General features: G+C 64.3%; 22 protein-coding genes. 6 read left to right on the top strand and 16 right to left on the bottom strand.

All coding sequences use genetic code 11. The features are described 5' to 3' along the window. Positions 1 to 440 precede the first annotated feature (440 nt). The 3 genes from serS to LE416_RS12015 all read right to left on the bottom strand — a co-directional run bounded on the left by serS (position 441) and on the right by LE416_RS12015 (position 4,211). Entirely contained in the window at positions 441 to 1,721 is a 1,281-nt protein-coding gene (gene serS, locus LE416_RS12025; RefSeq protein WP_225049195.1) for a serine--tRNA ligase, read from the bottom strand. Between the two features lie 254 nt (positions 1,722 to 1,975). Next, positions 1,976 to 2,659, bottom strand: a complete 684-nt coding sequence (locus tag LE416_RS12020) for a Crp/Fnr family transcriptional regulator (RefSeq protein ID WP_225049194.1) — start codon at positions 2,657 to 2,659, stop codon at positions 1,976 to 1,978. After that, the gene (locus LE416_RS12015) at positions 2,649 to 4,211 is read right to left on the bottom strand and encodes a helix-turn-helix domain-containing protein (protein ID WP_225049192.1); all 1,563 of its coding nucleotides are present in this window, start codon (positions 4,209 to 4,211) and stop codon (positions 2,649 to 2,651) included. The genes LE416_RS12020 and LE416_RS12015 overlap by 11 nt, the downstream gene beginning before the upstream one ends. 287 nt (positions 4,212 to 4,498) lie before the next feature. Between LE416_RS12015 and LE416_RS12010 the strand changes: the two genes are divergently transcribed. After that, the gene (locus tag LE416_RS12010) at positions 4,499 to 5,950 is read left to right on the top strand and encodes a helix-turn-helix domain-containing protein (protein WP_225049191.1); all 1,452 of its coding nucleotides are present in this window, start codon (positions 4,499 to 4,501) and stop codon (positions 5,948 to 5,950) included. A gap of 142 nt (positions 5,951 to 6,092) precedes the next feature. Here LE416_RS12010 and LE416_RS12005 read toward each other — a convergent pair whose 3' ends face one another. Together LE416_RS12005 and LE416_RS12000 are read right to left on the bottom strand one after the other, a co-directional pair. After that, positions 6,093 to 6,746 carry a TetR/AcrR family transcriptional regulator gene (locus LE416_RS12005; protein WP_225049190.1) on the bottom strand — a complete coding sequence of 218 codons (654 nt, stop codon included), beginning with the start codon at positions 6,744 to 6,746 and terminating at the stop codon, positions 6,093 to 6,095. 162 nt (positions 6,747 to 6,908) lie between these two features. Beyond that, positions 6,909 to 7,955: a metallophosphoesterase family protein gene (locus tag LE416_RS12000; RefSeq protein WP_225049188.1), complete on the bottom strand. Its 1,047-nt coding sequence runs from the start codon at positions 7,953 to 7,955 to the stop codon at positions 6,909 to 6,911. 269 nt (positions 7,956 to 8,224) lie between these two features. Between LE416_RS12000 and LE416_RS11995 the strand changes: the two genes are divergently transcribed. Both LE416_RS11995 and LE416_RS11990 read left to right on the top strand, forming a co-directional pair. Beyond that, positions 8,225 to 9,472, top strand: a complete 1,248-nt coding sequence (locus tag LE416_RS11995) for an MFS transporter (protein ID WP_225049187.1) — start codon at positions 8,225 to 8,227, stop codon at positions 9,470 to 9,472. Between the two features lie 130 nt (positions 9,473 to 9,602). Next, a complete protein-coding gene (locus LE416_RS11990) occupies positions 9,603 to 10,298 on the top strand; it encodes a beta/alpha barrel domain-containing protein (RefSeq protein ID WP_225049184.1) in 696 nt (231 codons plus the stop codon). An 84-nt stretch (positions 10,299 to 10,382) separates the two neighbouring features. Here LE416_RS11990 and LE416_RS11985 read toward each other — a convergent pair whose 3' ends face one another. The 4 genes from LE416_RS11985 to LE416_RS11970 form a co-directional block, all read right to left on the bottom strand. Continuing rightward, the gene (locus LE416_RS11985) at positions 10,383 to 12,911 is read right to left on the bottom strand and encodes a M1 family metallopeptidase (protein ID WP_225049182.1); all 2,529 of its coding nucleotides are present in this window, start codon (positions 12,909 to 12,911) and stop codon (positions 10,383 to 10,385) included. 190 nt (positions 12,912 to 13,101) lie between these two features. Then, positions 13,102 to 13,551, bottom strand: coding sequence for a tRNA (adenosine(37)-N6)-threonylcarbamoyltransferase complex ATPase subunit type 1 TsaE (gene tsaE / locus LE416_RS11980; RefSeq protein WP_225049179.1), 450 nt, complete (start codon positions 13,549 to 13,551; stop codon positions 13,102 to 13,104). 191 nt (positions 13,552 to 13,742) lie between these two features. Next, on the bottom strand, positions 13,743 to 14,720 hold the full coding sequence (gene pta, locus LE416_RS11975) for a phosphate acetyltransferase (protein WP_225049170.1): 978 nt from the start codon (positions 14,718 to 14,720) through the stop codon (positions 13,743 to 13,745). A gap of 131 nt (positions 14,721 to 14,851) precedes the next feature. Next, positions 14,852 to 15,535: a uracil-DNA glycosylase gene (locus LE416_RS11970; RefSeq protein ID WP_225049169.1), complete on the bottom strand. Its 684-nt coding sequence runs from the start codon at positions 15,533 to 15,535 to the stop codon at positions 14,852 to 14,854. Between the two features lie 133 nt (positions 15,536 to 15,668). Here LE416_RS11970 and LE416_RS11965 point away from each other — a divergent pair, with 133 nt between their 5' ends. Then, entirely contained in the window at positions 15,669 to 16,553 is an 885-nt protein-coding gene (locus LE416_RS11965; protein WP_225049168.1) for a Cof-type HAD-IIB family hydrolase, read from the top strand. Then, complete coding sequence (locus LE416_RS11960) at positions 16,550 to 17,068, top strand: LURP-one-related/scramblase family protein (RefSeq protein WP_225049167.1); 519 nt, start codon at positions 16,550 to 16,552, stop codon at positions 17,066 to 17,068. The genes LE416_RS11965 and LE416_RS11960 overlap by 4 nt, the downstream gene beginning before the upstream one ends. A 55-nt stretch (positions 17,069 to 17,123) precedes the next feature. Here the strand turns inward: LE416_RS11960 and LE416_RS11955 are convergent, their stop codons facing one another. Both LE416_RS11955 and LE416_RS11950 read right to left on the bottom strand, forming a co-directional pair. Next, positions 17,124 to 17,798 (bottom strand): hypothetical protein, encoded by a 675-nt coding sequence (locus tag LE416_RS11955; protein ID WP_225049166.1) that lies wholly within the window; start codon positions 17,796 to 17,798, stop codon positions 17,124 to 17,126. 19 nt (positions 17,799 to 17,817) lie between these two features. Beyond that, positions 17,818 to 18,381, bottom strand: a complete 564-nt coding sequence (locus tag LE416_RS11950; RefSeq protein WP_225049165.1) for a GNAT family N-acetyltransferase — start codon at positions 18,379 to 18,381, stop codon at positions 17,818 to 17,820. Positions 18,382 to 18,623: 242 nt separating this feature from the next. Here LE416_RS11950 and LE416_RS11945 point away from each other — a divergent pair, with 242 nt between their 5' ends. Further along, on the top strand, positions 18,624 to 19,808 hold the full coding sequence (locus LE416_RS11945) for an SAM-dependent methyltransferase (protein ID WP_225049164.1): 1,185 nt from the start codon (positions 18,624 to 18,626) through the stop codon (positions 19,806 to 19,808). 83 nt (positions 19,809 to 19,891) lie between these two features. On the opposite strand, the gene smpB is transcribed toward LE416_RS11945, so the two are convergent. The 5 genes from smpB to LE416_RS11920 all read right to left on the bottom strand — a co-directional run bounded on the left by smpB (position 19,892) and on the right by LE416_RS11920 (position 25,797). Continuing rightward, the gene (gene smpB, locus LE416_RS11940; RefSeq protein ID WP_225049162.1) at positions 19,892 to 20,365 is read right to left on the bottom strand and encodes an SsrA-binding protein SmpB; all 474 of its coding nucleotides are present in this window, start codon (positions 20,363 to 20,365) and stop codon (positions 19,892 to 19,894) included. Positions 20,366 to 20,734: 369 nt separating this feature from the next. Continuing rightward, positions 20,735 to 23,188: a ribonuclease R gene (gene rnr / locus LE416_RS11935; protein WP_225049160.1), complete on the bottom strand. Its 2,454-nt coding sequence runs from the start codon at positions 23,186 to 23,188 to the stop codon at positions 20,735 to 20,737. 72 nt (positions 23,189 to 23,260) lie between these two features. Then, positions 23,261 to 23,497, bottom strand: coding sequence for a preprotein translocase subunit SecG (gene secG, locus LE416_RS11930; protein ID WP_225049158.1), 237 nt, complete (start codon positions 23,495 to 23,497; stop codon positions 23,261 to 23,263). A gap of 83 nt (positions 23,498 to 23,580) precedes the next feature. After that, entirely contained in the window at positions 23,581 to 25,119 is a 1,539-nt protein-coding gene (locus LE416_RS11925) for a ClC family H(+)/Cl(-) exchange transporter (RefSeq protein ID WP_225049155.1), read from the bottom strand. A 60-nt stretch (positions 25,120 to 25,179) separates the two neighbouring features. Further along, positions 25,180 to 25,797, bottom strand: coding sequence for a LysE/ArgO family amino acid transporter (locus LE416_RS11920; protein WP_225049153.1), 618 nt, complete (start codon positions 25,795 to 25,797; stop codon positions 25,180 to 25,182). Positions 25,798 to 26,210 lie beyond the last annotated feature (413 nt).

Here is a 26,210-nt window from a genome sequence, read left to right as displayed (position 1 = left end):
TTTGAATAGCTCGATTTGTTGTTACTAGCGAATTGACTTCGCAATGTTTAATTCTTTTCAATTAAGAAAAGCCCTATCACATTTACGAAACTTTGTTCAGTTTTCAAAGGACTACCTTGTCCAAAAGACAACTTTATGAGTATATCAGGTGGACGTTGTGCTGTCAAACATTATTTTTTAAATCATTTGGCCTGCGAAGACCTGTGTAATAGGCTTTCACGGCCGCGTCGTTTGACAACGAGGAATATCATACCAAGTGAACCAAGGCGGGTCAACCCCGAAAGCCAAAAAAGTTCGGGATCCGGGAAACTTTTCGAGAAGGAACGGTCATCGTCGGGCTCTGCAAGCCAGCGGCCGCTCCTTACGCTGGCCGGTGGCCTAAGTGCGCCTTGCGCCGCCCTGGTTACAAAAAAGGCAGCCACGCGGGCTGCCCTTCTGACTTATTCTGCTGTGATGACGGTCTGGCCGGCCATGTACGGCACCAGCACGTCCGGGATCGTGACGCTGCCGTCTTCGTTCTGGTAGTTCTCGAGGATGGCGGCCACGGCGCGACCCACCGCCAGACCGGAGCCGTTCAGGGTGTGGACGAACTGTGGCTTGCCGTTGTCGTCGCGGTAGCGGATCTGGGCGCGGCGGGCCTGGAAGTCCGTGCAGTTGGAGCAGCTGGAGATCTCGCGGTAGCGATCCTGGGCCGGCAGCCAGACTTCAAGGTCGTTGGTCTTGGCGCTGGTGAAGCTGGCGTCGCCGGAGGCCAGGGTGATCACGTGGTACGGCAGGCCCAGCTTTTGCAGCAGGTCCTCGGCGTCGTGAATCAGGTTCTTCAGCTCGTTCCAGGAGTCCTCCGGCTTGCAGAACTTGACCATCTCGACCTTGTTGAACTGGTGCATCCGGATCAGCCCGCGGGTGTCGCGCCCGGCGCTGCCCGCCTCGGAGCGAAAGGCCGGAGACAGCGCGGTGAAGCTGATCGGCAGCTTTTCGGCGTCGATGATGTCACCGCGGTAGTAGTTGACCAGCGGCACCTCGGCGGTCGGGATCAGCGTCAGCGGCTCGCCGTCGTTGGTGATCGAGTACACGTCCTCGGTGAACTTCGGGAACTGGCCGGTGCCAAACATCGAGTCGTCGTTCACCAAGTACGGCGTGATCATCTCGGTGTAGCCTTCCTTGTAGTGCTCGTCCAGGAAAAAGTTGTAGACGGCGCGCTCGAGGCGCGCGCCCGCACCCTTGTAGTAGACGAAGCGGGCGCCGGACACCTTGGCGGCGCGCTCGAAGTCGAGGATGCCGAGGGCCTCGCCGAGCTCGTAGTGGGCCTTCGGGGTGAAGTCGAACTGGCGCGGCGTGCCCCACTTGTACTCCTCGCGCGCGTCGTTTTCGTCCATGGACATCGGCACGTCATCGGCCGGGAAGTTCGGCAGGCGCACCAGGATGTCGTCCTGCTCGGTTTGAACCGCGGCCAGCTCCTTGTCCAGCGCGCCGATTTCCTTGCCGACCTCGCGCATCGCGGCGATTTCGTCATCGGCCTTTTCCTTGTTGCGCTTCTTGGCCGCAATCTGGTCGGAGACCTGGTTGCGGCGGGCCTTCAGCTCCTCGGTCTTGACGATGATGCCGCGGCGCTTTTCATCGAGCGCGAGCACCTCATCGATCTTCTCCGGCTTGACGCCGCGCGCGCCGAGCTTTGTCTTGGCCCAGTCCGGGTCGTTGCGCAGTACCTTGATGTCTAACATCGCAATTCCTCCTATTCATCCGTGAAAAAAGCAAAAAAGCCCCTCGTCCTAATTGGGACGAAAGGCTTCTTTCCGCGGTACCACCCAAGTTTGGCCACCAGGCCACCCTCAAACGATAACGGTCGCTGCCGTGCAGCTCATCGCCGCCCACTGTCGCGCTGGAATGCGGGCCTGAGTGACTTGCACCAACCGTCACCTCTCTGCACTGCCCTTAAGCGCCTACTCACGTGTTTGCTATGTGCCCCTATCATACGTCACGCCAGGGGTTCTTGCAAGGCCGATTGCGCCGCCAGCCCGGAGGCATCGAGCACCCGAATCACGCCCGGGCGCACCTCCTCAATCAGGCCGGCCTTGGTGAAGGTCTTCAGGCGCCGGCTCAGGGTCTCGGGCGTGGTGCCGAGGTACTGCGCCAGGTCCTTTTTCTTCATCGGCAGGCGAAACTCCGGCTGCTTCTGTTCCAGCAGGTAGTCGGCCAGCCGCGCCTCCACCGGTGCCATCGCCGCGGTGGTCTTGGCCTCCAGCGTGTCGATGCGCCGCGTCAGCTCCTGCATGACGGCAAAGGACACGTCGGGCGCGTCGGCCAACAGGTGCTGGAACTCGCGCTTGTAGAGCACGCAGGCGGACACCGGCGCGGTGGCCGTGGCGCTTGCGGTGTGCTGCTCGGCGACAAACAGCCCGTGGTCGCCGTCAAAATCGCCCGGCTCAAGCAGCCGCACGATCTGCTCGCGCCCGTCGGCCAGACCGCGCGAGACCTTGACTTGGCCCTCGTGGATGATGTACAGCGCATCCGCGGGGCTGCCGGTCAAATAAAGCGAGGCGCCCTTCTCAAAGTGCGTGTGCTGCACCACCCCACCGATCCGCGTCAGCATCGCCTCAGGCAGGTGCTTGAAGATCGGCACGGTGGCCACGCACAGGTGCGGCGCGTGCTCAGTAGTCAACGGCGCCACCCAGGCTGAGCTTGTTGTCCCAGATCTGGCGGATCTCGGCGTACAGCTCGCCGAACCAGTCGTTGGACGAATTGGCGGCCCACTTGTAGGTCAGCACATCCCCGCGCTTGGCCGCCGCATCCGGCACGGTAGAGCTTTCGATCACGAGGTCGGCCTCTGCGATCTGCTCGGGCTCGAGGATCTCGACGATCGGCTGGCTGATCAAAAACGCCAGCAGGTCGATGTACCCGAGCACCGTCTGCTCGATCACCAGCGCCACCTTGACCTTCACCGGTGGGATGAACTGCGTCGCCAGGTGCAGCAGGTTGTGGTAGAACGAATCGACCAGGGTGTCGAGCACCGGGTTGAACTCGTCGAGCTTGCGGGTGAAGATCACGTGCTCCAGCGTCTGGCGCACCTTTTTTTGCAGCGCGACGTTGGCCGGAATCTGCTCCAGCTTGGCGTTGATCTCGTAGGCGATGGTCTGGGACACGTCGTCGCCGAACTCGAGCGTCGACACCGTATTGGCCAGCAGGTTGGCCTTGAGCATGTTCATCGCCTGGGCCGGCAGCCGGTTTTGCTCCACGAAAGACACCGGCAGCTTCGCTAGAAAGTCGGTGACAAGCGTGTAGATGCTCGGGTTGTAGCGCTTGAAGCGCTGCACCGTCAGCTCCAGCTGCGCCGGGTTGGTCGTGACGTAAAACGGCAGGAAGTTGAACAGGAAGTACACCGCCGCGCTTTCACCCAGCTGCTCGGAGAGGCTGATGCTCGGCCACGGGAAGGCGTCCTGCAGCTCCTCGAACACGTTGGCGGTCGGGTACTTCAGCGTCAAGGTCGCCTCGTCGTAGGCGATCGCGTTGCCGTCCTTGATGCGGTAGTACGAGATGGCGACGTAGTACATCGCGATCTCGCGGGTGACGATGTTCGGCGTCCCCACGTCGTACAGCTTCACCACCTGGTCGACGACCGAGCCGATGGTCTCCCGGTCCAGGTCTGAGAAGGGCCACCCCGCCCCGTCCGTGGCCAGCCAGTAGACCATGGTCAAAAACACGCGGATGCGGTTCTCCTCGCCCTGCAGCCGCAGGGTCTCATAGGAAAAGCGCACCCCGAACTTGCGCGAGAAGTCCCGCAGCGGCTTCAGGTGCCGCAGCATCGTGGCCTTGGAGGTCTCCTGGGCCGCCAGGAACTCGTCGAAGTTCTCGTACTGGTGGGTCAAAAGCGCCTGCAGGAACAGGTACGGGTGGCTTTGGTTGACGAAGTAGTAGCGCACCGAGCTCGAGGACAGGTTGAACAGCTTCTTGGTGCTGATGGACTTGCTGCCGGTCATGTCCGTCAAGGCGGCGACCAGCCCGTTGTAGGTGTTGTAAACACTCCCGTAGTTACGGCCGGTCAAAGACGCGATCTGCTTGAGATTCACGTCCTTGACCAGCGGCTTGTGTGAAAGCTCGGCAACGATCCGATCCGCGACTGGCGTCTGGGCGGTTCGGGAGTTGACGATCTTGCGGAACAAGCTCATTTTTTCCGTCTCTGACATCGACAGAAAGATATCTTCGCGTCCGCGCATTGTAATATTTCCCCCAAAAATCCTAAAGTATCCGACGTTCGAACGGCTCAATTATACCCTTGGCCGCGCCGGCGTTTCAATTAAGTTTTCCATATATTGATAACTTGTTTTGCGCAAACGGTGCCATAACGGCCCGAACAGCGGCATTTATATTCCCTCACCCAATTTTTCAATGAAAAGTCGATTAAAAATAACGGCCGCAAAGTTCATCTTTTTGATATACCGGAGTCAAACAGGGAGGGGCGTGGGTTATGCGATTCGAGGAGATTTTTCTAGAACGGGCCGATTTGCAAAAGTTCGCAATGTATCGCACCCTGGTCAGCCAGCACGGCGACCCCCTGACCATCACCGACCTCAGCAAGCGCCTCAGCCTGTCCTACCAGCAGAGCTACAACATCTTCCAGGAGCTTGCGCGCGACCTGGCCGCGACCACGTCGGCCAGCCGCCCCGAGGTCAAGCGTGCCCTGACCCGCGGGCGGGTGGTCCTGCCCGTGGACCGGTACCGCGCCCACCTGCTGGAGGAGGCGCTTGCCTTTCAGTTCATCGATTACGTCGCCCAAAGCAACCTGCCGAGCATCGACCAGTTCTGTGCGACGCACTTCATCAGCCACTCCACGCTGCTGCGCAAGACGGCGCCGGTGCGCAAGTTTCTCGCGCGCTTTCGCCTCAAGCTCTCGCTGACGCAGGCGCGCTTCACCGGCGACGAGAAGCAGGTGCGCCTGTTTCTCAACGCCTTTTACTGGCTGGGCTTTCACGGCACCAAGTGGCCCTTCGCCGCGATCGATGCGCGCGCGGTGGCGACGCAGTACGACCAGCTGCCGACCGCTTCGACGGATCCCATCACCCGCACCCAGGAGCAGGTGTTTTGGGCGGTGTGCCGCACCCGGCTGGCCCACGGCTTCACTGTGACCTGGGACGGCGCGCCTTTGCCACTGACTGCGCCCGACACGGTCTACACCCACGCGACCTTCCCGCGCCTGCCGACCCGTGCGCTGCGCGACGAGAGCCGATTCTTCCTGTTTGTCCAAGCCAAAAGCCTTCGCTTCACGCCGCTGACGCCGCAGGAAAGCGCGCTGATGACCACCCTGCAGGCACAAGACGCCCTGCCGTGGCAGGTGGCCGCCGCGCTGATGGCCTACCTGAGCAACTGCGACGACACCATCGCCGCGCCGATGTGGGAGGACCCGCAGCTGGTGATGAACCTGCTCAGGCTGTGCCTGGCGTGGACCGTCATGGGCGGCGATTACGTCAAGCCCGCCGACTTTTTCACCACCAGCCAGCTGAGCTACCAGCAGCCACACCTTCAAGCACTCCTGACCGCCTTCGTTAAGACCCTGCCCGACACGTTGGACATGGCCCCGTTCAAAACCGACGGGGCGGCCTTCGTCACCGTGCTGTGCGACCTGTTCGTGCCCTACCGCACCCGCAACGCTTGGACCGATCGCGTCCACGTCGCGCTGTGGATGCCCAACACCGACATCGCCACGGCTAACGTCCGGCGCTTTTTGGCCAACATCGGCGCCGCGGCCGTGCTGCACCAAGACGCCGACCTCAACCAGGCGGATCTGTTGATCGCAACCGCCGACGACTTCGCGGCCGGCGCCCTGCCCGACTTCGCCGGCCCGCGCATCACGTGGTACCTCGACGCGACCGAAGCCGACTACCACCGCCTGTACCGGCAGATCATCACGCTGTACTCGGCGAAGCTGCGCCGCAACGCCGAGTCGACCGCCGGCTAGGGGCGATCCAATCGCCGGTCCAGCGCCTCGGCGCGTTGCCGCCTGATCTAGATTACGCAATTGCCACACGACACACCAAGCCCCGCCTGTTTTGCACACTGCAAACCAGGCGGGGCTTGGTCAGTCTATCGCTGAATGTCCTTCACGCCTGCGGGTCCGGCCGCAGTCCGCGCAGCAGGAAGGTCACCTCGCGCGGCACGATGGCGGCCACGTCGACCGGCTGGCCCGTGATGAGCTGCGGCAGCAGGTCCCCCGCCATGGTGCCGACGACGTAGCGCACAATCTGCAGCGGCGGCCAATCGACCAGCTGCCCGGCCTGCTGGTAGTGCGCGATGGCCGGCAGCAGGCGCTGCACCACCGCCTGCTCGAACGTGGCTTTGACCTGCGCCACCAGCTGCGGGCGTTGCAGGGCCTCGGCCACCACGACCTTCACCACCTGGTAGTTGCGCACGGCAAAGGTCAGCCGGTCGGTCAGTACCGCCGTCAGGAAGGTCGCGACATCCGGCGGCAGTGCGGTCAGCGCCTGGTCGACGAACTCGCCGGCCACCCGGGGGATCACCTGCTGGAAAAACGGCGCCAGGATGGCCTGAAGGATGTCCTCCTTGGTCTTGAAGCGCTTGTATACCGTGCCCTCCGACACCCCGGCGGCCTTGGCAATGTCGCCGGTGCTGGTGCGCGAAAAGCCCTGGGCGGCGAAGAGCTCGAGGCTGGCGCGCAGCACCGCCTTTTGCTTGGCCGTCAGGTCCCCCGCTTCCAGCGACTGGTCGAACAGGGTGGTCACATCGTTCACGCTCATGCGCTCGCTTCCTTTGCTCCGGGTCGCGCCCGGTAAGTGAATACTCACTTATCATACGACGTGACGCGCCCAGACTCAACCCGCCGAACAACCTCGCGACCCGCTCCGCCGAAACCATGCACCCCGCGCGGGAAACGCTGCTGCGCGACGCGCCCCACCGCCTCAACGCCCGGCGGCCGCCCGGCACCAGGCGTGCACCCGTGCCTGAACGTCCGGGCCGAACAGCGCGCGCGGCGGCACGCTGAGGTCATCCCCCTCGGGTTGGTCGTAGGCGGCGGTTAGCACAGTTTTCGCCGCTTCCGGCAGCCCTTTGGCCGGGGTTGGCCGGGGTTTGGCCGCCTCCGTCAGCCCGGCGGTCAGCGCGCCCAGCGTCGGCAGGTCCACGACCTGGTCGTACTGGGCCAGCCGAGTGCCGGCGGCCAGGTCCCAGGCCTCAAGCCCAAGGCCTGCCGCGTTTTGCACCAGCCGGTAGCCGAGGCCAAGGCCACGGTAGCCGAGCTCACTGACGCTCATCGCCGGCAGGTCGACCAAAGTCGCGTAGGACCGGGGGATCACCTCGGTATAGCCGAACCCGTTGTGAATGTGTCCGGTCAAAAGCACCGTGTTCGGGTGCCGACCGAGCAGTCCCTTGAGCGGCGCGTCGAAGGTGCCAAAACCGCCGTACAGGTCGCTGCGCCAGTGGGTGTGGTTCAACGGCTGGTGCAAAAACACCAGCGGGGTAAGGCCGGTCGGCACCGCACCCAGCGTCTGATCCAGCCAAGTCAGCTGCGCATCGGACAGGGCCGCGGCGTCCTTGAGCCCGCGCTCGAGGTTCAGCACCACCACCAGCCACGGACCGACGACAATCCGGTCGTACCACCCGGTCATCGGGGAGTGCACCCTGGCCTGCAGCGCGGTGAAGGCCGGCACCGTCACCCGGTGGTAGTGGGCCGGGTCGGCATCCGGGGCCGTCTCCCAGCCCGCTGAGAAGGGCCCGCGCACGTCGTGGTTGCCAAGGTTTAGCAGAAACGTCAGCCCGTCGAACCCCGCCAGCACATCCCCCAGGCCCGCGAACTCCGCCGCCAGCCCCTGGTTGGTCAGATCCCCATCGATCATCACCGTCGCCTCACCATCCAGGCCTTGGATGGTGGTGAGGCACGCCGCAAGCGCCCGGGTGCGCTCGGGCGTGCCGTCGTAGTGCACGTCGCTCAACACGAATAGTGACGTCATCTCAACACTTCCTTTCAGTTGGTGCGGCCGCGCGGTTGGCCCGCAACCCGCGCCGGCGTTTTGGCCACGGCGTTGAAAGTGCAGGCCGGGCGCGCGGTTCGGCACGGTCGCTGGTCGCCGATTCGTGAACGCATGCGGTCTCCTGCCCGTCGGCCTCCGCCGGTAGTGTACCACGAACCGCACGCGGAGAAAGCCCTTTCCTAAACTTCTCGGCCCGCTCATCTTCACAAAATCTTCACAATTATTGGCCACAATGGAAGTTACGTTAAGTGAAAGAAGTGATAGAAGTGAAAGACGACGCGGACAATCCGCAGAATCCCTGGCGGCGCAACCTGTACGTGCTGTGGGGGTGCACCTTCATCGCCGGGGTCGCCTTCTCGGAGCTGATGCCGTTCATGTCGCTGTACGTCAGCCAGCTGGGGGACTTCACCAAGTCCGAGGTCTCCTTTTACTCCGGTCTGGTGTACGCGGCCACCTTCCTGGTCACCGCCATCGTGTCGCCGATCTGGGGCGCCTTAGCCGATCGCAAGGGGCGCAAAATCATGCTGATCCGCGCCAGCTTCGGGATGGCCACGGCGATGTTTCTGATGGGCCTGGCGACCAACATCTGGCAGCTGATCGCGCTGCGGGCGCTGCAGGGGCTGTTTTCCGGCTTCATCAGCAACGCCCAGGCGCTGATCGCCGCGCAGACCCCGCGCCAAAACGCGGGCAAGGCGCTCGGCACCCTGGTCACCGGCTCGACGTCGGGGATGCTGATGGGCCCGATCCTCGGCGGCGCGCTGGCGTCGGTGTTCTCCATCCGCAACACCTTTTTCATCACCGCGGGGCTGTTGTTCATCGCCGGGCTCCTGTCGGCCACGCTGGTCACCGAGCACTTCGTTCCCATCGAGCGGCCGAAGACCGAAGGCAAGGGCCTGCTGGGCGGGCTGCTCGGCCAGTTCGACAACCCCAAGCTGATCATCCTGCTGCTGTTTTCCACCCTGTTCGTGCAGCTGGGCAACACCTCGATCGCGCCGATCATCAGCCTGTACGTCAAGGAGCTGATGCACAACGGCGGGGCCGTGGCCTTCGTCGCCGGCATCATCGCCGCCTTGCCCGGCATCTCCAACATCCTGGCGGCGCCAAGGCTTGGCGCGTACGGCGACAAGCACGGCTCGGGCAAGATCCTGATGGCCGGCTACCTGTTCGCGGTGCTGGTCTACTTCCCGCAGGGCTTCGTCACCAGCGTCTGGACGCTCGGCGTCCTCCGGCTTTTGGTCGGGGTGTCCGACGGCGCGCTGTTTCCGACCATTCAGACCCTGTTGACCAAAAACTCCCCGGCAAGCGCGACCTCCGCGATTTTTTCCTGGAACCAGTCCTTCCAGGCGCTGGGCAACATGTTCGGGTCGCTGCTCGGCGGCACGCTGGCCGGCCTGTTCGACTACAACGTGGTGTTCATTTCCACGGCGTGCATGCTCCTGATCAACCTCATCATGCTGTGGGTGGCGGCGCCAAGCCTCCGCGCCACGCGCAAGTAACCCTCGGGCGAGCCCAACCGGCTCGCCTTTTGTGTCCCCGGGTGCCGCGCGGCGACGTGATGAAAGCCTTTACGCCGTCCACCGATTCGTGTTATAGTCTGGCCAAAAGCAAACCACAGGAGGTGCCATCATGGCTGATCGTCCCGTCATTCCCAACCTCACCTCGGCGCTGCGCGAAAGCATCGTCGAGTCCCCCGACGTCATCCGCCAGGCGTCGGGCATCCGCCTGTTCGGCAAGCGGATCAAGACCATCGTCTACTCAACCGACGTGGCGGTGATCGCCAACTGCGACGCCGACGCGATCCTCGCCGTCTACCCCTGGACGCCCAACACGCGCATCCTCGACGCCATCGGCCGCGTCGCCAACGTGCCGATCCTGGCCGGCGTCGGCGGCGGCCTGACCAAGGGCCTGCGCGCGGCCACGGTCGCGCGCTTTGCCGAGGAGAACGGCGCGCAGGGCGTGGTGCTCAACGCCCCGACCAGCCTGGAGACGCTGCGCAGCGTGCGCCACATCGTCGACATCCCCATTTTCTACACCGTCGTGAGCCAGACGCCGGACCTGCTGGAATACGTCAAGGCCGGCGTGTCCGCCCTGAACATCGCCGGCGGCGCCGACACCGCGGCGCTGGTCGCCTGGGCCCGCGCCACACTTGAGCCGACCCACCCGAATTTCCCAATCATCGCCTCGGGCGGCAAGACCGACGCGCAGATTCTCGCGACCATCGCGGCCGGCGCCAACGCGATCACCTACACCGCGTACGGCATGACCGAGAAGACCTTCCACGAGAAAATGGCCAAGTACCGCTCGGAACAGGGCGGCGAGTAACCCTCGCCCGCTAGCGCCCCGCCACACACGCAAAAAAACAGCGTCCAGAAATTTCTGGACGCTGTTTTTAGCTCTAGCAGGTTGTTACTTGATGGCGTCTGCGACGGCGGCGTTGACCGCCTCAGCCTCTGCGGCGATCAGGTCGACGCGACCGGCGATGGCCTTGGTGTCCATCTCGATCTCGCGGCCCAGGCCCGGCACGTTCTTCTTCGGCTCGAAGAAGGCCTTGAACTCGGCGAGGCGCTCAGGCGTGTAGAAGCGCCCGGCGGACACGGTGATGTAGGTCGTGAACTCCATGTCGCCCCCGACCGTCTTCTCCAGCCACGACCACTCGGTGCGCAGCCAGTCCCAGGCCGCCTGCTGGCCGACCGGGTTGGCGAGCACGCCGGCGTACCAGCCGCGCAGGTCCTGCGGCTTGATGGTGTCGGCGTCCTCGAAGGCGTCGATCAGCCGGCCGATCAAAACGGAATCCTGCGTGTCCGTCAGGGCGTAGGCGATGGCTTCCTTGTAGTTCGGGTCGGCGGACGTGCGGTAGTCGCGGAGAAGCTTGTCGAACAGCTCGACGCTTGCGTGCCAGCGAATCTCGCTGGCCAGGATGTACGGCCGCGTGTTGGCCGGCAGGTCCTTGGGCTCGGCCACCTTGGCGAAGGCTTCGTGCGCGCCCGCGACCGTGGCCGGGTCACCGGCGTACAGCGCGGCGCTGAGCACCTGCGGCCGCGCGAGCTGGTCGTTGTTGGCCTCACCGGCCACCGGCGCCCAGCCGAGGCGGGCAACGTGCGCCGCCGTCAGCTTGGTGAACAGCGCCTTGAGCGCCTTTTCCTCGGCCGAGTCCGGCGCGGTGAACTTCTTGAGCATGTTGGCGATGCCAAACACCGCGCTGAGCACGACGGCCGAGGTGCTACCGGCGAACTGGGTCAAAAGCGGCACAACCTTGGCGTAGGAGAGCTGACGGCCCTCCGCCAGCAGGCGCTGGTCCTGAAGCAGCTGCAGCTGGGAGATCGGGTCGAGGTCCTGGGCGGTGGCCAAAAGGTCGGCCAAAAGCGTGGCGTCGTACTTGACGATGAAGTGCGACTCGTTGCCGACGTTCAGCCGGAACGGCTTGCCGGCTTCATCGCGCAGCGCCTGGTAGTCGCCAAGCTCAAGCGTCGCCGTGGTCATCAGCTGCGGCGTCGCGTAGCTGCCGTTCAACGGAATCTGCCACAGGCGGCCGGTGTCCTCACCGTCGCCGATAAAGAACTGCTTTTGGCTCAGGGTCAGCTTGCCGTCAATCACGCTGGCGGTCACCACCGGGTAGCCGGACTGCTCGAGCCAGCCGTGCATGATGGCCCCGAGGTCGATGCCCGCGGCTTTGCCCAGCGCGGCCCAGAGGTCGGCGCCGGCGGCATTGCCGTACTGGTGGGCGTCGAAGTACGCCTTCAGGCCGGTGCGCAGGGCGTCATCGCCGATCAGGCCGCGGACCATGACCAGCATGCGGGCGCCCTTGGCGTAGACGATCGCGCCGTCGAACAGCGCGTCGATTTCGGCCGGGTCCTCCACCTGCATGTGCACGGACTGCACGCCAGGCGTCGCATCGCGGCGCAAGGCGGACGGCGCGTCGCCGGTCTGGAAGGTCTCCCAGATGTGCCAGTCGGGCTCAAGGGCGTCGATGGCGACGAACTCCATCATGTTGGCGAAGCTTTCGTTCAGCCACAGGTCGTCCCACCACTTCATGGTGACCAGGTCGCCGAACCACTGGTGGGCCAGCTCGTGGGCGATGACGGTGGCGATCAGCTGCTTTTGACGCAGCGTCGAGTTGCTCGGGTCAAGCGTGAGGTAGGCCTCGCGGTAGGTCACCAGGCCCCAGTTCTCCATCGCGCCGGCGGAAAAGTCCGGCAGGCCGAGCTGGTAGGAGTGCGGCAGCGGGTACGGGGTCTGGTAGAAGTCCTCGTAGAACTCGATGGAGCGCTTGGCGATGTCTAGGGCGAAGTCGAGCTCCTCCGGCTTGTGGGCCTTGGTGGTGAAAACGCCGATCTCGACGCCGGAGTTGGTCTTGGTCAGCTTCTTTTGCATGTCCCCGAAGGCAAAGGCCACGAGGTACGTGGACATCTTGCGGGTGGTGTCGAAGTAGTGGACGCCGCCTTCTTCCTTGATTTCTGGCATGTTGGCGATCACGGTTTCGCCCGGCTGCTCGTCGAACTTGATGGCCAGATCAAAGGTCGCCTTGGCCTCCGGCTCGTCGACGCCCGGGAAGGCCTGGCGCGCCGCCGTGGTCTCGAACTGGGTGCCGATCAGCTGCTTCTTGACACCGTCGATCTCGTAGTAGGACGGGTAGATGCCCATCATCGTGTCGGTCAAAGGTGCGGTGTAGTCCACCGTGAGCGTCACGTCGCCGGCGGCCGGCAGCGTGATGGTCAACGTCTGCGCCGCGTTGTCCGTGGTGAACGGCACGGCCGCGCCGTCCGCGGTCACGCCGCTGACGGTCAGGTCCTTTTGGTTGAGCCGAATCTCGGCCTCTGTGGCGTGGCCGCTGACCGTGGTCTTGCCGGCGATCAGCTTGGTCTGCCGGTCGACATCGAGGTATAGATCGTAGTGCGTTGGCTGGAACGTCTCATACAAATGCTTCGTCGCTGTCATAATATCCTCCATAAAATATAATGTGAATTCATTATAACGCAATCGCCCACGCCGTGTCGCGCTTTCGGCAACTAGGCGCCGGCACCCTCACCGGGCCGAGACAGCAATCAGTCACGATCGCGCGGCCCCAAAAATCAGAATCGCCTAGATACAAAGACGGACCCGCAGTACGGGTCCGTCAAAGTTTGTGTTAGGCCAGCGCGGCGGCCAGCGCCTCTGCCCGCGCGCCGACCGCCGTGTAGGTCAGCACGCGCAGGTCGTCGTTTTGGGGGTCCTTGTGGAAGTGGATCATCAGGTATTCCTCGGGCATGGCCGAACCCAGAAACTCCGGCCACTCAACGACGCTGACGCCGTCGCCCTCGAAGTACTCCTCGAGGCCGAGGTCGCCGGCCCCGCCGTCCTCCAGGCGGTAGATGTCCATGTGGTACAGCGGCAGGCGGCCATCCTGGTACTCGCGAATGATGGTGAAGGTCGGACTCTTGATGTAGTCCGCGATGCCAAGCCCGGCGGCCAGGCCCTTGGTGAAGCTGGTTTTGCCCGCGCCGAGGTCGCCGTCCAACAGCAGCACGTCGCCGGCCCTGAGTTGGTCGGCCAGCGCCTTCGCCTTCGCCTGCAGTTCCTGTTCGTTCAGTAATGCCATGATGTCCTCCTGAGTCTTGTGCTTCCGGCAACCACGCCGGCCGTTCGTCGGTCAGGTCTATTGTACCCGTTTTTGGCCCTGCAGTCGCGACCGAGCAACAAACAAACAGCCGCCGCACGCAACCCGAGCTCGGGAGGCGTGCGGCGGCTGTCGAAGACCGGGCTGCGGGCGTCGCGCCCCGGCCGCGGTGGTTATTCGGCCGCGTTCTGGGCGGCGGTGATGATGGCCAGCTTGTAGACGTCCTCTTCGTTGCAGCCGCGCGACAGGTCGGCGACCGGCGCGTTCAGGCCCTGCAGGATCGGGCCGATGGCCTCGAAGCCGCCGAAGCGCTGCGCGATCTTGTAGCCGATGTTGCCGGCCTGCAGGTCTGGGAAAATGAAGACGTTGGCGTTGCCGGCGACGTCGGAGTCCGGCGCCTTGAGCTTGGCGACGCTCGGCACGAAGGCGGCGTCGAACTGCAGCTCGCCGTCAAGCGCCAGGTCCGGGGCCAGCTCGTGGGCGATCTTGGTCGCTTCGACCACCTTGTCCACCTGCGGCGCCTTGGCGGAGCCCTTGGTGGAGAAGCTCAGCATCGCGACTTTCGGGTCGATGTCAAACAGCTTGGCCGTCCGCGCGGATTCAACGGCGATTTCCGCCAGCTCCTGGGCGTTCGGGTCGATGTTGATCGCGTTGTCGGCGAACAGGTAGCGCTCGTCGCGGCCGCGCTGCATGATGAACGCGCCGCTGATGCGGGAGGCATCCGGACGGGTCTTCACGATCTGCAGGGCCGGGCGCACGGTGTCGGCGGTGCTGTGAACCGCACCGGAAACCATGCCGTTGGCCTTGCCCATGTAGACCAGCATCGTGCCGAAGTAGTTGGCATCCTGGACCATCTTGTCGGCCTGCTCGGGCGTTGCCTTGCCCTTGCGGCGGTCGACGAAGGCCTGCGCCATCACGGCGTGGATCGGGTCGGTGGCCGGGTCGCGCAGCTCGACGCGGGAAAGGTCGAAGCCCTTGGCCGCGGCGACCTCTTGAATGGCGGCGAGGTTGCCCAGCACGATTGGCTTGATCAGGCCGTCGGCGGCCAGGCGAACGGCGGCGCCGATGATCCGCGGGTCGGTGCCTTCAGGGAAAACGATGGTCAGGTTCTTGCCGGAAATTTTTTGCTTCAAACTGTCAAATAAATCCAAGAGAGGTCCCTCCAAATGTCTTTGCAAATGTTAGCGCATCCACGCTTCGTGGTTAATCATACCAGTCCCGCAGTGCAACGGCAATGACTGCGCTTCCCAAATAGGACAGTTTTAGCAAAACTTGAAACACATCACGCGGTCGGGTCGGCCGGCAACCGCCAGTCGATCGGCGCCTGGCCCAGCCGCGCAAGCGCCGCGTTGGTCTTGGAGAACGGCTTGCTGCCGAAAAAGCCGCGGTAGGCCGACAGCGGACTCGGGTGAACCGAGGAAATGATCGCGTTCTTGCTGGTGTCGATCAGGGCGGACTTGGCCTTAGCTGCGCTGCCCCAGAGGATGAACACGACCCCGCCGCGGTCGGACAGCGCCGCAATCGCCGCGTCGGTCAGCTCCTCCCAGCCCTGGTGCTGGTGCGAGTAGGCCTGCCCCGCCCGCACGGTGAGCACCGCGTTGAGCAGCAGCACCCCCTGTTGGGCCCAGGCCTTCAGGTAGCCGTGGTTGACCGGCGCGATGCCTAGGTCGTCTTGCAGCTCCTTGTAGATGTTGACCAAAGACGGCGGCAGCGCCACGCCCGGCGCCACCGCGAAGCTCGCCCCGACGGCCTGGTTGGGGCCGTGGTACGGGTCCTGGCCCAGGATCACGACCTTGGTGTCGGCAAACGGGGTCCACTCGAAGGCCTGAAAGATGTGGTGCATCTCCGGGTAGATGGTTTGGCTTTGGTACTCCGCCTTCAGGAACTGGTGCAGGCGTGCGTAAGTCGCCCCCGCAAACACCGGGGCGAGCACCGTCTGCCAATCGTTGTGAATTAAAGTTTTCATCGCGCCCTCCAATCCCCTCTAGTGTACAAAAGCGCGCGGCGCTTGGCTACCTTCCACAGATGATTCGTGCTAAGCTTGAATTAAGGGCCATCCCCGGCCGGCCCCACCACGCGAATCAAAAGGAGGAACCCACGTGATCAAGATCATTGCCTCAGACATGGACGGCACCCTGCTCAACGACGAGATGCAGGTCAGTGACGCCAACGCCGCGGCGATTAAGCGCGCCCAGGCGCACGGCATCGAGTTCATGGTCGCCACCGGCCGCGCCTTGAGCGAGGCCAAGCCCTTGATGGCCGCCCACGACCTGCACCCGGCCTTCATCACGCTCAACGGCGCGCGCGTGTTCAACGCGGCCGGCGCGCTCAAGGTCGACGTGCCGCTCAGCCCGGCCAGCGTGCAGCGCATCACCACGCTTTTGGACGGCGAAAAGCTCTACTACGAGCTGGTCACGGCAACTGGCGTGGTGTCCAACAGCAAGGTCTCCCGCATCCAAAACGTCGCGGACCTGCTGGTGAACCTGAACCCGGACACCCCCTACAAGCTGGCGGTCGCCCTGGCCGCCGCGCGCCTGGAGCTGATGGCCATCACCTACGTGCCGGACTACGCGCCGATTCTGGCCGACCCGGCCGTCGAGATTCTCAAGATCATCGCCTTTGCCGGCGCGGGCCAGACCGTGCTGGCGGGGCCCAAGCAGGCGCTCGAGGCCCAGGGCGACCTGATCGTCACCGCCAGCGCCGAGACCAACATCGAGATCAACGCCCGGCAGGCGCAAAAGGGCCTGGCGCTGGCCGCCTACGCCAAGCAGCAGGGCGTGACGATGGCCGAGTGCATGGCGATCGGCGACAACCTCAACGACGCCTCCATGATCAGCATGGCCGGGTACGGCGTCGCCATGGGCAATGCGGTGCCGGCGATCAAGCAGCTGGCCTGGGCGACCACCAAGACCAACGGCGAGGACGGCGTCGCCGCGGCGATCGACCGCGCAATCGCCATCAACGCGGGAGGCGACCGGCAATGAAGTACTACATCGACGCGCAGGCCCTGCACGACGGCGGCATGACCGTGGTCAAGGACGAGCACACCCGCCCCGCCTTCATCCTGAACGGGCGCCACGGCCTGGCCAACGACGGCTTCAACCTGCACACCATCGACGGCACCCACGTCGGCAGCATCCGCCAGCGCACCATGGGCATGTTTCCCCGCTACGACCTGTACCTCAGCCAGCTGCGCGTCGGCTCGGTGAAGAAAATGTTCGGCGTCTGGCACGAGTTCGTGTTCGTCTCCGACCTCAACTGGCTGATCATCGGCAACATGCTGGCCAACAACTACCACATCTACCACGGCATGAAGGCCGTCACCACCATCGCCGCGGTCGGCGCCGGCACCGGCACCACCTTCGTGATTGACATCAAAAACCCGCGCGATGTGCCGGCCGGCATCCTGCTGGCCGCCATCCTGGACCGCTGGCGCCAGATCTACGAGGCCAACCCGCTGGTCCACCACGACCCCGCCCGCGTCAGCTACGGGGTGTGAGCCAAAAGACGCCGGGCTCCAAAGCATATGCTTTGGGGCCCGGCGTCTTTGCGTCTCACCAGTCTTCTTCGTCCGCTTCCGGCTCGTCGAGGCTGTAGTACAGCCCCCACTCCGGCAGCAGCACCTCGGCGCGCGTCGCGTCATCGAGCACTGCCCCGGCGGCTTCCGGCGCCGCCGTGTGCCACGGCACCACGACGCGCGGGTTCAGCGCCTGACACAGCGCCACGCGCTCGGGCGTGGCCCCTTGCGGCACCTCGAGGGCAAGCAGCGTCGGGCGCAGCGCGGCCACCGCCGAGCGGGTCGCGGCATCAAGCGGCGTCTCGCCGACGAACACGAAGCGGTGCGCCGCATCCGCGACCACCACGGCGTCCCCGGCGCCGAGCGCCGTGACGGTCAGCCCGCCGCAGGAGAGCGAATCGGGCAGCGCGCGCAGGGCGTGCGCCACCACCGAACTCGCCGCGTCCTCGAGCGCCGCGCCCGCAGCCGCGTACACCGGCACCGCTGCCGGCACCGCCTGCAGGCCGCCGGCGTGGGCGGCGTCCAGGCGCGTGAGGATCACGGCGGTAGCGACCTCAGCGCCTGCGCCGCCGAACAGCGCCTGCCCCGAATCCGGCACTTGCGCGCCCCCGTCTGCGCCGAGGTCGACCACCACGCGGCCGGTCGGGGTGACCAGCTCGCAGCAGTTGCCGCCGGTCGTCGTCAGCCCGCCCAGGAATCGAATCTGCGTCATTTTTGCCTCCGTGAGCCGGCTACAAAGCCTTGGTCATGTGGTTGTAGCGGTGCGAGCCGATCATCAGCTCGCCCTGCTTGGTGTAGCCGACCTTGCGGTACAGGTGCTCGGCCTTGGGGTTGAGCTGATCGACGTTCAACGACAGCGTGGTCACGCCGCGCCGCTTGAGCAGGGCGGCGACGTCGGTCAACAGCTTGGTGCCGATGCCGTGCCCCTGCGCGGCCGGCGCCACCGCCAGCGTGTCGACGTACCACTCGCCGGGGTAGCTCTCAAAATCCGGGAACAGTTCCTGGTCGGGACCGAGCCCGACCTGGGCCAGCAAAGGCTTGAACGCGTCGTCGATGTGCGCCTCCAGGTCGTGCCCGTAACCGACGAGGATGCCGTCGACTCGCCCGTTCGCCTCGTGGACGAAGGTCTGCGGGTACCCGTAGCGGTAATCCTTGAGCAAAAAGGCCTGCTCGAACACCTTGAACAGCGCGGCGTCCGGCAGCGCCTGAAGCTCGGGCACCTCCATCTCCTCGAACACGAGGTTGATCAAAGGCACCACTTGTTGTGCATCTTCTGGAACAGCTGGTCGAATCATTGTGACTCACGGCTTCTCTTTTCGGCGCGGCCCGCCGTGAATTCCCTCCTCAGTGCCGCGTCCATTCCTTCCAGCGTAACGCATCGGGCGCTGCATCTCCATAGTCTCCGGAGAATTTTGGCCAAAATGTGACACCTGTGCGGCTAAATCGCTTACACGAGCGGCAAATTGTCGCGGCGCGCGCTCAAAGCGTTAAGGTAGTAGAGTAGAAATTATTACGCTTAGTTGCGCCGGAGGTCAGTATGTTAGAGAAGAAATTTTACGACACGTTATTCGCCCACTCGTTCAGCATCCCGGTTCTTGTCACCTACTGGGACGGCGACACTCAGCGGTACGGAACGGGCGATGAGGCGCCCTTGAGCGTCACCTTCAAGAAGCCCGTCGCGCTGGCGGCGGTGATCAAGAACGCGAGCTTGGCACTTGGCGAGGCCTACATGCGCGGCGACCTCACCGTCACCGGCGGCACCCGCCCGCTGCAGCGCCTGCTGACGGCCGCCTACCAGAGCCAAGACAGCTTCATGAAGGCGCCCTGGCTGCGCCGCTTCATCCCCAAGCAGTCGCACTCGGAAAAAACCAGCAAGCAGGACATTGCCGCCCACTACGACCTGGGCAACGACTTTTACAAGCTGTGGCTCGACGACACGATGACCTACTCCTGTGCCTACTTCGACGACTGGCATGAGGACCTGACCCACGCCCAAAAGAACAAGGTCGAGCACATCCTGCGCAAGCTCAACCCCCAGCCCGACCGGACCTTCCTCGACATCGGCTGCGGCTGGGGCACCCTGATGCTGCGCGCGGCGACCGAGTACCACCTTAATGTCACCGGCATCACACTGAGCGAAGAGCAGTTCAAGTACGTCAACCAGCGCATCAAGGCGCTCGGGCTTGAGGACCGCGCCACTGTCCTGCTGTGCGACTACCGCGAGCTGGACCACGCGCCGTACGATTACGTCACCTCCGTCGGCATGTTCGAGCACGTCGGAAAGGAAAACCTCGGCCTGTACTTCCAGGACGTCGCCAAGCTGCTGAAGCCCAACGGCACCGCGCTGATCCACGGCATCACCCGCCAGCAGGGTGGCGCGACCAACGCCTGGCTGACCAAGTACATTTTTCCCGGCGGCTACGTGCCCGGCCTGAGCGAAAACATCGACCACATCACTGCCGCGGGGCTGGAGGTGGCCGACCTCGAGCCGCTGCGCCGCCACTACCAGCGCACGCTTGAGATCTGGGACCACAACTTCAACGCCAAGCGCAACCTGATCCAGTCGCACTTCGACTACCAGTTCGTGCGCATGTGGGACCTCTACCTGCAGGCCGCGGCCGCCTCGTTCGAGTCCGGCAACATCGACGTCATCCAGTACCTGCTGACCAAGGGCGCCTCGGGCCACGGCCTGCCGCTGACCCGCGAGTACATGTACGACTAGCCGCCAACCGCATCGCAGACAAAAACCGCGCCGGGCGGTCGCCTTCCCTGATGGGAAAGCGGCCGCTCGGCGCGGTTTTGTGATCAGTAGCGCTCCTTCATCGCGCGGGCGATGTCGCGCTTTTGGTCCTTTTGCTTCAGCGCCTCGCGCTTGTCGTAGAGCTTTTTACCCTGCGCCACGCCGATCAGCACCTTCGCGTAGCCGTGCTTGAGGTACATGCGCAGCGGGACGATGGTCAGCCCCTGCTGGTCCGTGGCCTCCACGAGCTTTTTGATCTCCTTTTTGTGGAGCAGCAGCTTGCGGTTGCGCATCGGGTCGGCGTTGAACTGGTTGCCCTGCGCGAACGGGCTGATGTTGACGTTCTCCAGCCACGCCTCGTTGTTGCGCACGCGGGCGAAGCCGTCCTTGAGGTTGACCTTGCCGGCCCGCACGGACTTGATCTCCGTGCCGGTCAGCGCGATGCCGGCCTCATAGGTGTCGAGAATGTTGTAGTCGTGGCGCGCCTTTTTGTTTTGCGCCAGCAAATTGTCGGGCTTTGGCTGCATTTTCTTGGCCAAGGTGACGTCACTCCTTTCTGACAGAGCGTGGAAAAGCGCGCCCTTAGCGGATCGGGTAGCCTAGCTACGGTGGTTGGGCCGCACTTTGGCCCGAGCGCCGTGGCGTAGCTATCCGCATCCGCGTTGCGCTTTGGAACGCGTTTAGAGCGTGAGCCCGAGCGCACTTAGCGGGACGGGTAGCCTAGCCATGGTGTACGGGGCGGTTCTTGCCCCGGACGCCATGGCGTAGCTAACCGCTCCCGCGTTGCTCGGGCGAACGCGTTTCGAGCGTGGAAAAGCGCGCACTTAGCGGATCAGGTAGCCTAGCTACGGTGGTTGGGCCGCACTTTGGCCCGGAGCCGGAGGCAGCGACCCGGCCGCCGCCGGGTGCTAGTGCTTGCCCCGGTTGCCGCCGCGGTTTTGGTTGTTGCGAATCTGGGCGCCGATGGTGTTGCCGAAGCCGTGGCTTTGGCCGCCGTTGCCGCGCCCGTTGCCCTGGCCGCCGCGGCCGCGGTTGCCGCCCTGGCCCGGCCGGTTGCGGTTTTGACCGTTGCCGCCCTGGCCGTTGCGCGGCCCGTTGCCGCCGCGACGATCCGGGCGACCCTGGCCGCCGTTGCCGCGGCCGCGACTGTTTTGGGCCGCCAGCGCCTGAATCTCGGCGTCGGCAACCGGGGACTCCTTGTCCGGGATCAGCGAGAAGTCGACCTGGCGCTGCTCGACGTCGACGTTGTCGAGCTTCACGCGCAGCGGCTGGCCGATGCGGAAGATGTGGTGCATCCGCGAGCCGACCAGCGCCATCTGGCTTTCGACGAAGTTGTAGTAGTCGTCGCCCATGCGCGTGATGTGGACCAGGCCCTCGACGGTGTTGGGCAGGGCCACGAACATGCCGAAGCTGGTGACGCCGCTGACCACGGCGTCGAAGGTCTCGCCGACCTTGTCGGCCATGAACTCGGCCTTTTTCAGGTCGTCCACGGCGCGCTCGGCGTCGATGCTGTGGCGCTCACGCACGGAGGTCTGCACGGCGATGCCCGGCAGCTTGTCGGTCCACTTGGCCTGCACGTCCTCACCGGCACCGCGCAGCGCGTAGTCGCGGATCAGGCGGTGGACAATCAGGTCCGGGTAGCGGCGAATCGGGCTGGTGAAGTGGGTGTAGTACTGGGCCGCGATGCCGAAGTGGCCGAGCGGGTCCTCGGAGTAGCGCGCCTGCTTGAGGCTGCGCAGCATCTTGACGTTGACCATCATCTCCTCCGGGGTGCCGGAGACTTCGGTGTTGACGTCCTGCAGCATCTTCGGGGTCACCGGCACGCCCTTTTTGATCGGGACGTGCAGGCCGAAGGTGGCGAGGAAGTCAACGAAGTCCTTGATGCGATCGGCATCCGGGGTCTCGTGGACGCGGTAAAGGAACGGCAGGTGGAGCTTGCTGTAGTGCTCAGCGACGGTTTCGTTGGCCTGCAGCATGAAGCTTTCGATCATGCGCTCGGAGATGCCGCGGTCCCGCAGCACGATGTCCGTCGGGTGACCGTTCTCATCGACGATGATCTTGGCCTCGTTCTCCTCGAAGTCGATGGCGCCGCGGTCGTGGCGCATCTTGTAGAGAACGTCGTGCATCTCGCTCATCAGGTTCAGCATCGGCACCAAGTCGCCGTACTCGGCGATGGCGGCCTCATCGCCCTTGAAAACGTCGTTGACCTTGTTGTAGGTCAGGCGGCCGTGGGAGCGGATCACGCTTTGGTAAATCTCGTGGCTCACCACGTGGCCCTCGTGGTCGATCTCCATGTCACAGGACATGGCGAGGCGGTCGACGTCCGGGTTCAGCGAGCAGATGCCGTTGGACAGGCGGAACGGCAGCATCGGGATCACGCGGTCGACCAGGTACGTCGAGGTGCCGCGGTCGTAGGTCTCCTGATCCAGCGGCGAGCCCTCGGTGACGTAGTAGGACACGTCGGCGATGTGCACGCCCAGGTGGTAGTTGCCGTTGGGCAGCTTCCAGGCGACCACGGCGTCGTCGAAGTCCTTGGAGTCGTCGCCGTCGATGGTGACCACCGGCTGGTCCGTGATGTCGCGGCGGCCGATGCGGTCGGCGTCGGTGACGTGGTCCGGAATCGCGTTGGCCTGGGCCATCGCATCCTCCGGGTACTCGACGTGGATGTCGTTGGCCATCACGAGGGACATGATGTCCACACCCGGGTCGTTCTTGTTGCCCAGGTTGGAGATGATGATGCCCAGCATGCTGGCCGGGCGGCTCTCATTTGGGTAGGCCGTGATCTCGACTTGGAGCATGTCGCCGAGCTGCGGCAGCTCCCCGGTGTTTTTGACCAGCACTGGGTAGCGGTGCAGCTTCTTCTCGTGGCTGGTCACCGTGCCGATGAAGCCGGTGCGCGCCGCCTCGCCGTCGGACAGCGGGGTGTACTCGCCGACCAGCCGCGTGATCTTGCGCTCGGTGACGGCGACGACCTCGCCTTCCGGGCCGCGGGTGTCGCCCGGGGCCGGCTGGCGCGTGATGCGGACCTCGACCGTGTCGCCGTCCAGCGCGAACTTGGTGCTCGGCGGGGCGATGAAGACGTCGTTGTCCTGGTCTTCGATGGCAACGAAGCCGAAGCCCTTCTCGTTGCCGTGGAAAATGCCCAGCAGGCTCTGCGGCTTGCCGCCTAGGTGGTACAGGGCTGAGGCTTCGTGGATCAGGTTGTCGTTTTGCAGCCCCTCAAGCGCCTGCACCAGCACCTTGAAGTCCCCGGCGTCCTCAAGCTTCAGCGCGCGGTTCAGCGACTGCACGGAAAAGCCGATCTCCGGGTTGCGCCGAAACAGCGCCAGTAATTCGTTTCTCATGTGGCCGACTGTGGTCATGAACAAGTCCCTCGTTTTCTAGAATGGTTGACTAAATCGAAAAAAAGACCTCCGGATTACAGGAGGCCTTCGTTAGTGGGATGACAGGTACACCAGGGCAAGCGATAGACCGAAGAACAGCGCGCCGAGAACGACGGTCACTTTCTCCATGAAGGCTTCGAACCCTCGCGACTTTTGCTTACCGAACAGGTCGGTTGCCCCACCGGATAACGCACTCAAGGCGTCTTGCTGCTTGCTGGGCTGCATCAAGGTCGCGATCACAATCAGGACCGAGTCGATGATGAGCAGCACCGTTAATAGATTGCTCAAGTGATTTCCTCCTCGCTGAAAAAACTCACTAGTAGTAGCCTATCACAAAGCCCGGCCCTTGGCTACCTCAAGCGCGAATTTGGTCAGCCCGTCGCGCCCTGCGCGCCCTTGGCGGCAATCTGCGCCCCGACCTCGGCCCGGCGGCTGCTGTCGGTCAGCACCACCAGCGTGTCGCCGGCGCGAATCACCGTGTCGCCGTGCGGCAGCACCGTGTCCGACCCCCGCCGGATGCTCATGAGCAGCGTGTGCTTGGGCCAGGCGAAGTCGCGCACCAAGACCCCTTCCAGGGCGCTGCCGGCGAACACCGGCACCTCGAGGCGGTCCATGTGGTGAATCCCGGCCAGCGCCTCGGGCTTGGTCATGCGCGCGAGCAGCGACTCGTAGATCGGCGCGCCGCCCAGCACGTCGACCACCACGTAGGCGACCAGCGACAGCACGGCCATCGCCATCAGGTTGGTCAGGTTCCCCACCATCTCCGTGATCAGGAGGATCGCGGTGAACGGCGCCTTGCCGATGCCGGCGAAGTAGCCAGCCATCGAGAAGATGATCAGGTTCATCACGTACACCCGCGGCAGCCAGCCGATCTGGGCCATGGCCAAGGCGTAGACCGCACCGATCACCGCCCCCAAGGACAGGATCGGAAGGAAAATGCCGCCCGGCAGGCCCGACCCGTAGCTGACCATCGAGAACACGAAGCGCAGCGCGAGCATCCCGCACAGCGCGGCCAGCGCCGGAATCTGGTCACCCATCGCGATGATCAACCCGTTGCCGCCGCCGAGCAGAGACGGCGCGTACAGGCCGATCGGAATCACCAGGACGAACGGCACGATGCCCTGAAAGGCGCGCGGAATGCGCGTCTTGGCGTAGATGGCCGGCATCGCCAGCAGCACGCGCTGGTACAGGTAGCCCATCAGACCGAGCACCGCGCCGAGCAGCAGCAGGTGCCAGTACAGTTCCACCGGCAGCGACTTGGTGTACACGAGGTGCAGCACCGGCACCTCGCCGAACACGTTCAGTGAGATGAAGTTGGCCCCGATTGCGCTGGCGAGGCTCGTGATCCACACCAGCGGGCTGAAGTTGTGGTAGACCTCCTCGAGCACGAACATCGTGCCGGCGATCGGCGCGTTGAACGCCGCAGCCAGCCCGCCGGCCGCACCGGCGGCAATCATGATGCGCCGGTCCGACCCCTTGCGGTGGAACCCGGCGGCCACGCCCTGGCCGACCGCGGCCCCGAGCTGAATCGACGGGCCCTCACGCCCCAAAAACAGCCCGGCGCCAAGCCCGAGCACCCCGGCGACGAACTTCTTCCACAGCACCGACCACCAGGAGAACTCAAGCTCCCCCTGCAGCTGGCCTTCGACCTGCGGAATCCCGGACCCCGAGATGTTGGGCTCGCTTTTGAGCAGCAGGCCGATGACGACGGCCAGCGCCACGCCGACCACCAGCATCAGCGCCACGACGCCGAGGCCGCCGTGGCGGTACAGCCCCTGCACCAGCGCGAGGCCCTTTTCAATGCTCAGGCGAAACAGGGAGACCACGCCCCCCGTGGCCACGCCCACCAACAGCCCCTGCAGCACGAAGCGCAGGCGTGTCGGATCCAAATACCGTTTTGCGGGGTTCAAGCCGCCACCTCCAGTCAAGTCTGCTTTCAGTATACACGGTTTGGCTTGGGGCGAAAACGGTCAGCCGAGCAAAAGCTGGACCGCGTGCCAAAGCAGCGTGGTCCCGTACACCATCACGATCAGCCCGGAGACCAGGTTGACCCACATCAAAAAGCGCTGCGGCAGGCGGTTTTTGAGCAGGCCAATCACCAGCGTCACCCCGAAGAACCAAAGCAGCGTCGACGACAGGATGCCCGCAAAGAACGGCGCGACCTCACCTGCCGCTAGCGTGCTGCGCATCGCGCCAAAGGAGACACTGGTGTCGATGATTGCCTGCGGGTTGGCGAAGGCGACCACCCAGGCGCCGGTGAAGGCCGAACTCAACGGCATCGCCTGGTCCGAACCGGCCAACGTCGCCCCCTTGGCGCCGCGGAAAATCCCCCAGCCCATCCAGACGACGATGCCGCCACCCAGCAGTAGGATCAACAGCTTCAGCCAGGCATAGCGCGTGATCAGCGCCCCGATGCCGAGAAATGCAATCGCGGTCAGCGTTGTGTCCGCAATCCAGACGAAGCCCGTGATCAGAAGCGCCCGCCGCAGCCGGTTGGTCATCACGTTGTTGAAGACGAACAGGTTCTGCATCCCAATCGAGCTGACCAGCGCGATGCTGATCAGCATGCCCCGCAAATAGACTGCCATGTGTAATCCCCCTAGAATCCCCGACCGGAAAAGGCCCGGTCCAGTCAGTGTTGGAATCTACGTTAGCCAAGTGCAGGACGGTTGTCAAAACAAATTGCTGGTGCGTCACCAGCCAGCCCGACACAGGTCGCAGAACAGCCCTAGTCCTGCCTGCTCAACAGCCGACGCCAGCCGGTCGGATGAACCCGAGCCCCCTTCTCTCCGATTTCATCGCACGGCCCACCTAACTCAAGACCATGCACGCCACAAGCACTGGCCTCACGTGCTTCAGTCATCAGAGTGGCGCCGATACCGCACCGCATTTCATCGACGAGGCCGAAATGCAAGTCTCGGTATCACAGCACCGCCATGTAGCGGGCGGAGGGCCGATGGGCGGGTCGGCAGTGAAAGGAGTGACCGCCCGCAAGACGCGC

The sequence above is a fragment of the Lacticaseibacillus kribbianus genome (assembly GCF_020180945.1).
GTDB classification, from domain to species: Bacteria; Bacillota; Bacilli; order Lactobacillales; family Lactobacillaceae; genus Lacticaseibacillus; species Lacticaseibacillus kribbianus.
The sequence above is the reverse complement of the archived record's forward strand: the minus strand, read 5'-3'. Positions and strand labels throughout refer to the sequence as shown.

What these genes read in the sequence shown, in the direction of transcription:
- LE416_RS12000 (WP_225049188.1), bottom strand. Translation starts at nt 7,955, where the DNA reads ATGACGTCACTATTCGTGTTGAGCGACGTGCACTACGACGGCACGCCC.
- tsaE (WP_225049179.1), bottom strand. Translation starts at nt 13,551, where the DNA reads ATGGCATTACTGAACGAACAGGAACTGCAGGCGAAGGCGAAGGCGCTG.
- serS (WP_225049195.1), bottom strand. Translation starts at nt 1,721, where the DNA reads ATGTTAGACATCAAGGTACTGCGCAACGACCCGGACTGGGCCAAGACA.
- LE416_RS11955 (WP_225049166.1), bottom strand. Translation starts at nt 17,798, where the DNA reads ATGACGCAGATTCGATTCCTGGGCGGGCTGACGACGACCGGCGGCAAC.
- LE416_RS11960 (WP_225049167.1), top strand. Translation starts at nt 16,550, where the DNA reads ATGAAGTACTACATCGACGCGCAGGCCCTGCACGACGGCGGCATGACC.
- LE416_RS12005 (WP_225049190.1), bottom strand. Translation starts at nt 6,746, where the DNA reads ATGAGCGTGAACGATGTGACCACCCTGTTCGACCAGTCGCTGGAAGCG.
- LE416_RS11990 (WP_225049184.1), top strand. Translation starts at nt 9,603, where the DNA reads ATGGCTGATCGTCCCGTCATTCCCAACCTCACCTCGGCGCTGCGCGAA.
- LE416_RS11945 (WP_225049164.1), top strand. Translation starts at nt 18,624, where the DNA reads ATGTTAGAGAAGAAATTTTACGACACGTTATTCGCCCACTCGTTCAGC.
- LE416_RS11950 (WP_225049165.1), bottom strand. Translation starts at nt 18,381, where the DNA reads ATGATTCGACCAGCTGTTCCAGAAGATGCACAACAAGTGGTGCCTTTG.
- LE416_RS11970 (WP_225049169.1), bottom strand. Translation starts at nt 15,535, where the DNA reads ATGAAAACTTTAATTCACAACGATTGGCAGACGGTGCTCGCCCCGGTG.
- LE416_RS11920 (WP_225049153.1), bottom strand. Translation starts at nt 25,797, where the DNA reads ATGGCAGTCTATTTGCGGGGCATGCTGATCAGCATCGCGCTGGTCAGC.
- LE416_RS11985 (WP_225049182.1), bottom strand. Translation starts at nt 12,911, where the DNA reads ATGACAGCGACGAAGCATTTGTATGAGACGTTCCAGCCAACGCACTAC.
- rnr (WP_225049160.1), bottom strand. Translation starts at nt 23,188, where the DNA reads ATGACCACAGTCGGCCACATGAGAAACGAATTACTGGCGCTGTTTCGG.
- LE416_RS12015 (WP_225049192.1), bottom strand. Translation starts at nt 4,211, where the DNA reads ATGCGCGGACGCGAAGATATCTTTCTGTCGATGTCAGAGACGGAAAAA.